The sequence below is a fragment of the Rhodoferax ferrireducens T118 genome, assembly GCF_000013605.1.
GTDB lineage: Bacteria > Pseudomonadota > Gammaproteobacteria > Burkholderiales > Burkholderiaceae_C > Rhodoferax > Rhodoferax ferrireducens.
This window is the reverse complement of record NC_007908.1, coordinates 4,213,920-4,225,743: the sequence shown is the minus strand read 5'-3', so window position 1 is coordinate 4,225,743 and position 11,824 is coordinate 4,213,920. Positions and strand designations below refer to the sequence as shown.

The window sequence follows — 11,824 nt, the reverse complement described above, 5'->3', positions numbered from 1 at the left end:
ACCAAGGTAAGTGCGAGGAGGAAAATGCCAACCACAGGGTTGGCGCAACCGACGCAGAACCCATGCCCAGGAGACAGCCGTGTTCAAAGAGATTGGCGTGCAGCGTCTGGTTGCCTTGTTTGTTGGCGGCTGGTTGCTGTTTAATTTTCCCTTGCTGGGCCTGTGGGATGTTGATGCGACCGTGCTGGGTGTCCCGCTGTTTCCTGCGGCTCTGTTCATTCTCTGGGGGCTGCTGATTGCCGCCGTGGCCTGGCTCATGGAGCGGTCGCAGCAGGCGCCGCAGGACGACTAGCCATGCTTTCACCTGTCGTCGTCGGCGGCGCCTCCTTTGCTTACCTGCTGCTGCTCTTTGCGGTGGCCTATCTGGGTGACTGGCGCGCTGCCCAGGGCCGCTCCATCATTGCCAACCCCTGGACCTATGCGTTGTCGATGGCGGTGTATTGCACAGCGTGGACCTACTTTGGCAGCGTCGGACGGGCGGCTTCCGGGGGCGTGTGGTTTTTGCCCATTTATCTCGGGCCCACGCTCGGCATGGTGTTGGGCTGGGTGGTGTTGCGCAAGATGATCCGCATCGCGCACGCGTATCGTCTTACGTCGATTGCCGACTTTATTGGCAGCCGTTATGGCAAGAGTCCGCTGCTGGCCGGTTTGGTGACGCTGATCGCCGTGGTCGGCATCGTTCCCTATATTGCGTTGCAACTCAAGGCCGTGTCGGCCGGCTATGCCCTGCTAACAACGCCGCAAGGTGCCGATTTCGCCGCCCAGCCGCACTGGGGTCAGGACAGCACTTTTTACATGGCGCTGGCACTCGCCGGTTTCACCATGGTATTTGGTGCGCGTCATCTGGACTCGACCGAGCGGCACGAGGGCATGGTGGCGGCGATTGCCTTTGAGTCGGTCGTCAAGCTGGTGGCGTTTCTGGCCGTGGGCCTGTTCGTGGTGTACGGCCTGTTTGACGGGCTGACGGACCTGTTTGCCCGGGTCCAGGCAGTGCCGGCGCTGGCCGGCCTGCTGCGGCTGGAGCAGGGGGGCAGTTTCGCCTGGACGCAATGGTTTGCGCTGACGCTGTTGTCGATGCTGTCCCTGATGTTTTTGCCGCGCCAGTTTCAGGTGATGGTGGTGGAGAATGTGCGCGAGAGCCACTTGCGGCGCGCAGTTTGGGTCTTTCCACTGTACATGTTGGCCATCAACCTGTTTGTGCTGCCGATTGCGCTGGGTGGGCTGTTGTACTTCGGCCCCGGGCAAATGAATGCCGAGACTTTTGTGCTCTCGTTGCCGCTGGCGGCGGGTCAGAACGCGCTGGCGCTGTTTGCCTTTATCGGCGGGTTGTCGGCGGCCACCGGCATGGTGATTGTGGAGACGATTGCTGTTTCCACCATGGTCTGCAACGAACTGGTGATGCCGCTGTTGCTGCGCACGCGCCACTTCCGGCGCGACGCCGGGCGCGATCTGACCCGGATCCTGCTGGGCATTCGCCGACTCGCTATTCTGGGTGTGTTGGTGCTGGGTTATGTGTACTTTCATCTGGCCGGCGAAGCCTATGCGCTGGTCAGTATCGGACTCATCAGCTTTGCGGCCGTCGCGCAGTTTGCGCCGTCCGTGCTGGGTGGTATGTACTGGAAGGGTGGCACCCGACGCGGCGCGGTGGCGGGTTTGCTGGCCGGTTTCTTGATGTGGGCGTACACGCTGATGCTGCCGTCGATTGCCAAGTCGGGGTGGCTGGGGGATGAATTTCTGTACAAGGGACTGGGCGGCCTGGCCTTGCTGCTCCCTGAACGACTCATGGGCATGCAGGGCCTGGATAACCTGACGCACTCGTTGTTCTGGAGTTTGTTGGTCAACGTGGCTGCCTATGTGGGTCTGTCGCTTTGGCGCGCGCCGTCCGGCCCCGAGGCTAGCCAGGCGCTGCTGTTTGTGGACGTGTTCCGGCGCACCGCCTCGTCAAGTCCGGTGTTTTGGCGCGGTCAGGCCAGGGTGCCCGATCTGTTGCGTCTGTGTGAGCGTTTTATGGGGGTCCAGAAAGCGCGCGCACTGTTCAGGTCTTACGCTGGCCCGGTGGAGGCGCGCCAGATGGACACCATCCGGGCCGATGCCCGGTTGGTGCAGTTTGTCGAAACCCAGTTGGCGGGCGCCGTGGGGAGCGCGTCGGCGCGGGTCTTGGTGGCCTCCGTGGTGGAAGAAGAACCGCTCACACCGGAGGACGTGTTGCGCATTCTGGACGAAGCGTCGCAGTTGCGGGCGCATTCACGTGAACTGGAAGAAAAATCCGATTCATTGGAGCGCGCCACCGCCGAACTGCGCCAGGCCAATGAACAGCTTAAGAGCCTGGACCGGCTCAAGGACGACTTCATGTCCTCGGTCACGCACGAGTTGCGCACGCCTCTGACGTCAATCCGGGCATTGGCCGAATTGCTGCGCGATGATCCCAGAATTGCCCTGGCGCAGCGGCGCCAGTTTATCGAGATCATTGTCAGCGAGACCGAGCGCCTGTCGCGCCTGGTCAATCAGGTGCTCGACATGGCCAAGATTGAATCCGGTCATGCCGAGTGGCACACCGCCGAGGTCGACATGCGTGCGCTGGTGAGCCAGGCCGTGAGCACCACGGCCGAATTGTTTCGCGAACGTCAGATTGCAGTTGAGGTGGCGCTGCCGGAGCAGGTGCCGACGCTGATGGCGGACCCGGATCGCCTGATGCAGGTCATGCTCAATCTGCTGTCCAATGCCGCCAAGTTTGTGCCGTTGCCGGGCGGTCGGGTTCGTGTAAGCCTGAGCAGTGACGATAGCGGGGTGACAGTGGCAGTCAGCGACAACGGCCCTGGGGTAGCAGCCGAGCAGCAGGCGTTGATTTTTGACCGGTTCCGCCAAGGTGGCGATGCCGCCAACCGGCCCCAGGGCACTGGACTGGGCTTGCCAATCAGTCGTCAGATTGTGGAACACTTCGGTGGGCGGTTGTGGCTTGAGTCTGGATTGCAGCAGGGCGCCCGCTTTCTGTTTCACCTGCCGAGAAATAATACAAGTTGCGCACCAGACGCAAGTGCAACAGGAGACACAGCATGAGTCAAAAAATATTGGTAGCCGATGATGAACCCAACATCGTGATTTCACTGGAGTACCTGCTGAAACGCGAGGGCTACACGGTGCTGATCGCACGCGATGGCCAGGAAGCGCTGGAGGCCATTGCACGCGAAAAGCCCGACCTGGTGCTGCTGGACGTGATGATGCCTAAAAAGACCGGTTTTGAGGTTTGCCAGGCGCTGCGCGCCAGCGACGACCTGCAAGCGATAAAGATACTGATGCTCACCGCCAAGGGGCGCGATACCGATGTTGCCAAGGGGCTGGCGCTGGGTGCTGACGCCTATATCACCAAGCCTTTTTCAACCCGGGAACTGGTGCTGAAGGTCGCCGAGCTGCTGCGTGAGTCGCCATGAAGATCAATCGCCGTCTGCTGCTGGCGACTGCCGCCGTGGGTTTGGGTCTGGCTCTTTGGTTGGTTCTTACGCTGGCGCTGGTTTGGTCCACGCTGGAGCCGTCACAGCGGGAATCCATGGGCGCGTTGCTGGCCCCCCGCCTGGCGCTGCTGGGCATGAGCTGGGGGGTGGCTTTACTGCTGGTGGCATCACTGCTACGCCTGCTCTATCGTCGCTACGTCAGTGCTCCGGCGCGGCTGTTGGAAGCGACCCGTGTGCTGTTGACGGCCACTGAGCCGCAGTCCTTGCGCCCAAACGGGACTACCGAAACCCGGGCGCTGGCGCTAGCCATCAATGAGTTGGCGGCCCAGCGCGATCACTTGCGCGCGGACATGACGCAGCAGGTGGCGCAGGCCAGTTTGAGTGTGAAACAGGAAAAAAATCGCCTTGCCGCCCTGATGGCCGAGCTGACCCAAAGCGTGGTGGTGTGCAACCTGGATGGGCGCATCCTGCTCTACAACAACCGGGCGCGACTCCAGTTGCCACAATTTTCCCAGGCCCGTGGTCTGGCGGATGGCGCCGGGTCAATCGGCATCGGCCGTTCCATTTACGCTGTTTTTGATCGCCAGCTGGTGGTCCATGCCTTGGAAAATATCCACCGACGCCTGGTGCGCGGCGCGGCCAGCCCGTCCACCCAGTTTGTCACCACCACCCCTTCGGGCCAGTTGTTGCGTGTACAAATGGCCCCGGTACGTCCGGGCGAGATCGATGCCAGCAACGTGGATGCCTTCACTGGCTTTGTGCTGGTGCTTGATAACATTACGCGCAACTTTGAGCAAGAGTCGCTGCGTGATCAACTGCTGCACGGCCTCACCGAGGGCAGTCGCTCCTCCCTGGCCAACATGCAGGCGGCGCTGGATATGCTGGGTTATCCCGATCTGGAGCCCGCCATGCACGAACGTTTTATGGGCGTGCTGCGTGAAGAGCTGGTGGCCATGAGCGCGCGCATTACCGACTTGGTGCAGCATTCCACGCTGGGTCTCAAGACCCGCTGGCCGTTGGAAGAAATGCTGGGCACTGATCTGATGACCGCAGCGCAGCGGCAGATTGGAAATTATTGCCAACGCCCGGTAACTTTGGACACTCTGGACGAGAGCCTGTGGCTCAAGGTGGAGAGCTTCACGCTGCTGCAGGCGCTGACCTACCTGGCGAGCCGATTGGTCGAAGAATTCGAGGTCAAGTTCCTGCGACTGCGGCTGCAGGCTGTGGGCGAGCGCGCCCAGCTGGACCTGATCTGGACTGGCCATGCCATGAGTACCGAGACGGTGATGACCTGGGAGATGGATGCCATGCGTTTTGGCACCGAAAGCACGCCGTTGACGGTGCGCGATGTGGTGGAGCGCCATGGCGGCGAGATGTGGTTTGAGCGCGAGCGTATTCGCCACGAAGCTTTCTTCCGTTTCCTGCTGCCCGTGGCCAGTGCACAGGAGCAGTTGGAGGCGATGCAGGTGATGCAAATCGAGAGTCGACCCGAGTACTTCGACTTCGACCTGTTTCAGGTGACTGAGGAGGGCCGCGCGCTCGATGAACGGGCACTGTCGGATTTGTCGTATACGGTGTTCGACACCGAAACCACCGGCCTCAATCCGGCCGAGGGCGACGAAATCATCCAGATTGGTGCGGCCCGCATCGTCAACAAAAAAATACTGCGCCAGGAGAGTTTTGAGCAGTTGGTGAACCCGGACCGGCTGATCTCCGCCGCCTCCGTTCAGATTCACGGCATTACGCAGGACCGGGTGATAGGCCAGCCGCGCATTGGTGAGGTGCTGCCGGCCTTTCACGCCTTTGCCCAGGATACGGTGCTGGTGGCTCACAATGCGGCCTTCGACATGAAGTTTTTGCAGCTCAAGGAAGCCGCGACCGGGCTGGCTTTTCACCAGCCGGTGCTCGACACCCTGTTGCTGTCGGCGGTGGTGCACCCCAATCAGGAGTCGCACCGCCTGGAGGCCATCGCCGAGCGTTTCAACATCACGGTATTGGGTCGGCACACTGCTTTAGGCGATGCCATGGTGACCGCCGAGGTGTGGTTGCGCTTGATCCCCCTGCTCAATGCCATGGGCATCTACACCCTGCGCCAGGCGCGCGAGGCAGCGCAAAAAACCTATTACGCGCGTCTCAAGTATTGACATCCTGCGCGCGTCCCAGGCGGCCCGCCAGCGCCTTGCGGCTCGCCAGATCGAGTTGTCCCCACACGCGTCGCCTGGCAAGGGTGTTAACCAAGGGCGGCGCTTCATACAATACGCGTATGACCTTTCTTGACATGCTGCGCGCCGCCGAGCGCCAAAACGGTTCGATGCTGTGCGTCGGGCTGGACCCCGAACCGACCCGTTTTCCGGCCCATTACAGTGGCGACGTCAGCAAGATCTACGACTTTTGCGCCGCCATTGTGGACGCCACGGCCGATTTGGTGATGGCTTTCAAGCCGCAAATTGCCTATTTTGCGGCGCACCGGGCCGAACCCCAATTGGAGCGCTTGATCGCCCACATGCGTCGCGCGGCGCCGCATGTGCCGGTCATTCTGGATGCCAAGCGCGGCGACATCGGCAGCACCGCCGAGCAATATGCCAAAGAAGCGTTTGAGCGCTATGGCGCAGACGCGGTCACGCTCTCGCCTTTTATGGGCTTCGACTCGCTGCAGCCCTACCTCCGGTACCACGGTAAAGGCGCATTTTTGTTGTGTCGCACGTCCAATCCCGGCGGTGACGACCTGCAGTCACAGCGGCTCGCCAGCGTCGAAGGCACACCTTTGCTGTACGAGCACATTGCGCGGCTGGCACAAGGGCCTTGGAACCTCAATGGCCAACTCGGCTTGGTGGTCGGTGCCACCTATCCGGCAGAACTTGAGCGCGTCCGTGCGCTGGCACCAACGCTGCCGCTGCTCATCCCCGGCGTTGGTGCGCAGGGCGGTGATTGCGCGGCCACGGTCAGGGCCGCCTGGCGCGCTGCCCCCGGTACGTCTGGCGAGGCACTCGACACGCTGGCGCCCATCATCGTCAACTCGTCGCGCGCCATCCTTTACGCCTCCTCGGGCGCCGATTTTGCGCAGGCCGCGCGCCGGGAGGCGCTGGCAACGCGCGACCTGCTGCAGGCGGCCAGGCAACCGGCCTAGTCTGGACGCGCCGAGCCGAGCGGCTGTCCCCGTTTGCCGCTGGCTGCCTTTGCGCTGGTCAGCGTCCGTCTGCCCGGCGCAGGGGCGGCATTGAGAAATATCAAATGGGTAGAGCAACTCTTTCCTAGACTTGATCAATCAGGCCACTGAGCCTGGTTCGTTCTGCGGCTTGCGCGTGCACGACCCCGACCAGGCACGTCGGCGGAGCTGGCGGCTCAATACATTTGAACGGAGATGTCGCCATGGACAAAATCTGGTTAAAGAATTACCCGCCCGGGATAGCGGCTGAGGTGGATGTGCATGAGTTCGCCTCGCTGCGGGATGTGCTGCGGCGCAGTTGCGAGCGCTTTGCCGAACTGCCGGCATACAGCAACATGGGTGCGTCAATGACCTATGCCGAACTCGATCAGCACAGCCGCGACTTTGCCGCCTACCTGCAAAACACGCTGGGTCTCAACAAGGGGGAGCGGGTCGCGGTCATGATGCCCAACCTGTTGCAGTATCCGGTGGCACTGTTTGGCGTGCTGCGCGCCGGGCTGGTGGTGGTGAACGTGAACCCGCAGTACACCGTGCCCGAACTGGAGCACCAGCTCAAGGATTCCGGCGCGGTCGCCATCGTGGTGCTGGAAAACTTTGCCCATACCTTGCAGGAAGTGCTGAACAGGAACCCGGCGCTGAAGCTCAACGTCCTGAGCACCGAAGTTGGCGACATGTTCCCGGTCCTCAAGGAAGTGCTCACCAACGTGGTGGTCAAGTATGTGAAAAAAATGGTGCCCGAGTGGCATATTGACGGTGTCATCGAATTCAATGCCGCCCTGCGCGCGGGCCGTGACTTGACCCTGCGCCATGTGCCCCTGGGCCATGACGACATCGCTTTTCTACAGTACACCGGCGGCACCACCGGCGTCGCCAAGGGCGCTGTGTTGACACACGGCAACCTGACGGCGAACCTGCAGCAGCTGGGCGCATGGATTGCGCATGACCTGCTCGACGGTCGGGAGCTGTTCGTCTGTCCGTTGCCGCTGTACCACGTCTTCGCCCTGAGTTCGAGCCTGGTGTTCATGAAGATCGGCGCGCACAGCATCCTGATCACCAACCCGCGGGACCTGCCCGCGTTCATCCATGATCTCAAGAAATACCCTTTCACGGCCATCGTCGGCGTGAATACGCTGTACCGGGCGCTGCTCGATACGCCTGAATTTGCCGAGGTGGACACCCGCAGCCTCAAGGTTGTCATTGCCGGCGGCATGGCGGTGCAACGTGTGGTGGCCGAACGCTGGAAGAAGGCCACGGGCAAGCCCATCATTGAAGCCTACGGTCTGACAGAAACCTCGCCCGGCGTGACGGCCAATCCGCTCAACATCGTCGACTGGACGGGCACCATCGGCATGCCATTTCCGTCGACCGAGGCCGCCGTGCTGGACGACGACGGACGCGAGTTGGCGCTCGGCGAGGTGGGCGAAATCGGCATCCGCGGCCCGCAGGTGATGACGGGCTACTGGAACCGCCCTGACGAGACCGCCAAGGTGTTCACCGCGGAGGGCTGGCTGCGCACCGGCGACATGGGCTTCATGGACGAGCGCGGCTACTTCAAGATCACCGACCGAAAGAAGGACATGATCATCGTGTCCGGCTTCAAGGTGTTTCCGAACCAGATTGAGGACGCCGTGGCGCTGCATCCGGGCGTGGCCGAGGTGGCAGCCATTGGCGCGCCCGACGAGAGATCCGGCGAGGTGGTCAAGATCATTGTGGTCAGGAGCGATCCGGCCCTGACCGAGCAAGACCTGCTGGCCCATTGCCGCCAGCACCTGACCGACTACAAGGTGCCCAAGATCATCGAGTTCCGCACCGAGCCGCTGCCCAAGACCAACCTGGGCAAGATTTTGCGGCGGCAGTTGCGCGCACTGCCTGAGTTGCCAGTGCCGACGCCCCCCTGAGGGCGCCAACATTCAAGCCCTCACAACAGCCGCTTCAAATAGTGCCCGGTGTGGCTGGCCGGGTTGGCCGCCAGGTCTTCGGGCGTGCCGATGCCCACCACCTGCCCGCCGCCAGCGCCGCCCTCGGGGCCCATGTCAATCAGCCAGTCAGCGGTCTTGATGACATCCAGGTTGTGTTCAATCACCACGATGGTGTTGCCCGCATCGCGCAGCTGGTGCAAGACCTTGAGCAGCAGGTCGATGTCGGCAAAGTGCAATCCCGTCGTGGGTTCGTCCAGGATGTAGAGCGTGCGCCCGGTGTCGCGTTTGCTGAGTTCGAGCGCCAGCTTGACGCGCTGCGCCTCGCCGCCAGACAGCGTGGTGGCCGATTGCCCCAGGCGAATGTAGGACAGGCCCACGTCCAGCAGCGTGCGCAGTTTGCGCGCAATGGTCGGCACCGCCTTGAAAAACTCATGCGCCACTTCGACCGTGAGATCCAGAATTTGCGCGATGTTTTTGCCCTTGTAAAGCACCTCTAGCGTTTCGCGGTTGTAGCGGTGGCCCACACAGACGTCACAGGGCACATAAACGTCAGGCAAAAAGTGCATTTCAACTTTCACCATGCCGTCGCCCTGGCAGGCCTCGCAGCGCCCACCACCGCTGGACTGGCTCACGTTGAAGCTGAAACGCCCCGGTCCGTAGCCGCGCTCGCGCGCCATCGGCACCTCGGCCATCAACTCGCGAATGGGCGTGAACAGGCCGGTGTAGGTGGCCGGGTTGGAGCGGGGCGTGCGCCCGATCGGGGACTGGTCGACACTGATCACCTTGTCAAAGTGCTCAATGCCTTCAATCGCCTCATGCCCGGCCGGTTCCTCGTGCGCCCGGTACAGCGTGCGCGCCACGGCGGCGTACAGCGTGTCGTTGACCAGGGTTGATTTGCCCGAGCCCGAGACGCCGGTGACACAGGTGAACAGGCCGACCGGAAATTCAACATCAACGCCCTGGAGGTTGTGGCCGCTGGCGCCGATCACGCGCAAGGACTGCAGCTTGCCTTGGGTCGCCAGATGCAGGGCTTCGCGCTCGGCGCGGCGCAGCGCCGCCGGACTCGGCGCGAAGCGGTGCGCTTTGGGCTTGTCGGCGGCTGCCCGCGCCTGCACCGTGGGCAGCCAGGGCGTGCGTTGGCGCGGCACCGCAATCCGCAGCGTGTGCGCCAGGTATTGGCCGGTGAGCGACTCGGTGTTGGCCCTGACCTGCTCAAACGTGCCCTGCGCCATCACGCGACCGCCGTGCAGGCCTGCGCCCGGCCCCATGTCGATGATGTGGTCAGCGGCGCGCATCATGTCTTCATCGTGCTCGACCACCAGCACGCTGTTGCCGATGTCGCGCAGGTGTTTCAGGGTGCCAATCAGTCGGTCGTTGTCGCGCTGATGCAAGCCAATGCTGGGCTCGTCGAGCACGTACATGACACCGGTCAGACCGGAGCCGATCTGGCTGGCCAGGCGGATGCGTTGCGACTCGCCGCCGCTTAAAGATTCGGCGCTGCGGTCCAGGCTGAGGTAGTTCAGCCCGACGTCATTGAGAAATTTCAGCCGCAGGCCGATTTCACGCACCACCTTGCTGGCGATTTCGCCCTTGGCGCCATGCATGCTCAAAGTGTTGAAATACTGATAACTCTCGCGCAGCGTCAGGTGACTGAGTTCAAAAATAGCGCGCGCTTGCTCCCCTTCGCCAATCTTGACGTGGCGCGCTTCGCGCCTGAGCCGGGAGCCGCCGCATTGCGGGCACGGCTGGGTGCTGCGGTAGCGCGCCAGGTCTTCGCGCACCACGGCGGAATCGGTCTCGGCATAGCGCCGCTGCATGTTGGGGATGATGCCTTCGAACGGATGTTTCTTGCTCACCTTCTTGCCCGTTTGAGTGCCGGAGTCCATCACGTAGCTGAACTTGATGTCTTCCTCGCCCGAGCCAAACAGCACGGCGTGCTGCACCGTTGGCGGCAGCGATTCAAAGGCTTGTTCAATGTCAAACTGGTAATGCGCCGCCAGGCTCTCCAGCATGGCAAAGTAGTAGGCGTTGCGCCGGTCCCAGCCCTTGATGGCGCCGCCCGCCAGGCTCAGGGAGGGGAATGCCACCACCCGTGCCGGGTCAAAAAAATCATTCGCGCCCAGACCGTCACAGGCCGGACATGCCCCGACTGGGGAGTTGAAGGAAAACAGCCGTGGCTCCAGTTCGGCAATCGAGTAGCTGCAGACGGGGCACGCGAATTTGGCATTAAATATATGCTCAATTGGCCTGTAGCCCCCGTCGTTGTTGCGCGATACGCTATCAATTTCTACAGCAATGGCGCGCCCGCCGGCGAGCCGCAAGGCGGCCTCGAAGCTCTCGGCCAGGCGCTGGCGCAGATTTTCAAAGTCGGCCTGGGCGGCGCTGCGGCTGGCGTCCGGCGTCGGGTCGGGTGCTGCGTCGGAGTCTGCCTCGGCGCTTGCCTGTTGGGCTGGGGGGTGGCGCACCTTGATGCGGTCAATCACCACGTCGATGTCGTGCTTCTCGGTCTTTTTGAGGGCTGGCAGCTCGTCAAACTCAAACGCCTGGCCGTTGACCCGAAAGCGCACATAGCCCTGCGCCTGCATATCGGCAAACACGTCCAGGAACTCGCCTTTTTTTTCGCGTGCCAAGGGCGCCAGAATCATCAGCCGGGTATCCAGGGGGAGCGCCAGCACGGCGTCCACCATCTGGCTCACGGTCTGGGACTGCAGCGGCAAATCGTGTTCCGGGCAAAACGGCGTGCCGGCGCGGGCAAACAGCAGGCGCAGGTAGTCGTGAATCTCGGTCACCGTGCCGACGGTGGAGCGCGGGTTGTGCGAGGTGGCCTTCTGCTCGATCGAGATCGCCGGCGAGAGGCCCTCGATCAGGTCCACATCGGGCTTGTCCATGAGCTGCAAAAACTGGCGCGCGTAGGTGGACAGGCTCTCGACATAGCGGCGTTGGCCTTCGGCGTACAAGGTGTCAAACGCCAGGCTGGACTTGCCAGAGCCACTCAAGCCGGTGATCACCACCAGCTGGTTGCGCGGGATGTCCAGATCAATATTCTTCAGGTTGTGCGTGCGCGCGCCGCGAATGCTGATGTTCTGTAACTGCAAGGCCCGGGCCAGGTACTGGCCGTCTGGAGGGGGTTCGAGGGCGGCGTCGGTGGGTGAGTTCAAGGTGAAATCTGGTCGGGAAAACCTGCCATGATAGTCAAGACTGGCGCTTATGGCAGATTGTCACGCGGTGCAGCGGGCGCATATCGGGGACAATGGCCCCGTTTTGTAGTTAGCCATTTCTGGCTTTGTGTG

General features: G+C 62.3%; 7 protein-coding genes. 6 read left to right on the top strand and 1 reads right to left on the bottom strand.

Going from position 1 to position 11,824, the window contains the following annotated elements; genetic code table 11:
- Positions 1-79 precede the first annotated feature (79 nt).
- The 6 genes from RFER_RS19210 (at position 80) to RFER_RS19185 (ending at position 8,513) form a co-directional block, all read left to right on the top strand.
- Entirely contained in the window at positions 80-292 is a 213-nt protein-coding gene (locus tag RFER_RS19210) for a hypothetical protein (protein ID WP_011466043.1), read from the top strand.
- Between the two features lie 2 nt (positions 293-294).
- Positions 295-3,057, top strand: a complete 2,763-nt coding sequence (locus tag RFER_RS19205) for a sensor histidine kinase (RefSeq protein ID WP_011466042.1) — start codon at positions 295-297, stop codon at positions 3,055-3,057.
- A complete protein-coding gene (locus RFER_RS19200; protein ID WP_011466041.1) occupies positions 3,054-3,428 on the top strand; it encodes a response regulator transcription factor in 375 nt (124 codons plus the stop codon). Before RFER_RS19205 ends, RFER_RS19200 begins: the two co-directional genes overlap by 4 nt.
- On the top strand, positions 3,425-5,593 hold the full coding sequence (locus tag RFER_RS19195) for a 3'-5' exonuclease (protein WP_011466040.1): 2,169 nt from the start codon (positions 3,425-3,427) through the stop codon (positions 5,591-5,593). Before RFER_RS19200 ends, RFER_RS19195 begins: the two co-directional genes overlap by 4 nt.
- A gap of 119 nt (positions 5,594-5,712) precedes the next feature.
- Complete coding sequence (gene pyrF, locus RFER_RS19190) at positions 5,713-6,576, top strand: orotidine-5'-phosphate decarboxylase (RefSeq protein ID WP_011466039.1); 864 nt, start codon at positions 5,713-5,715, stop codon at positions 6,574-6,576.
- Positions 6,577-6,818: 242 nt separating this feature from the next.
- Positions 6,819-8,513: an AMP-binding protein gene (locus tag RFER_RS19185; protein ID WP_011466038.1), complete on the top strand. Its 1,695-nt coding sequence runs from the start codon at positions 6,819-6,821 to the stop codon at positions 8,511-8,513.
- A 20-nt stretch (positions 8,514-8,533) separates the two neighbouring features.
- Here RFER_RS19185 and RFER_RS19180 read toward each other — a convergent pair whose 3' ends face one another.
- The gene (locus RFER_RS19180; protein WP_011466037.1) at positions 8,534-11,692 is read right to left on the bottom strand and encodes an excinuclease ABC subunit UvrA; all 3,159 of its coding nucleotides are present in this window, start codon (positions 11,690-11,692) and stop codon (positions 8,534-8,536) included.
- Between the last annotated feature and the right edge of the window lie 132 nt (positions 11,693-11,824).

What these genes read in the sequence shown, in the direction of transcription:
- RFER_RS19205 (WP_011466042.1), top strand. Translation starts at nt 295, where the DNA reads ATGCTTTCACCTGTCGTCGTCGGCGGCGCCTCCTTTGCTTACCTGCTG.
- RFER_RS19200 (WP_011466041.1), top strand. Translation starts at nt 3,054, where the DNA reads ATGAGTCAAAAAATATTGGTAGCCGATGATGAACCCAACATCGTGATT.
- RFER_RS19195 (WP_011466040.1), top strand. Translation starts at nt 3,425, where the DNA reads ATGAAGATCAATCGCCGTCTGCTGCTGGCGACTGCCGCCGTGGGTTTG.
- pyrF (WP_011466039.1), top strand. Translation starts at nt 5,713, where the DNA reads ATGACCTTTCTTGACATGCTGCGCGCCGCCGAGCGCCAAAACGGTTCG.
- RFER_RS19185 (WP_011466038.1), top strand. Translation starts at nt 6,819, where the DNA reads ATGGACAAAATCTGGTTAAAGAATTACCCGCCCGGGATAGCGGCTGAG.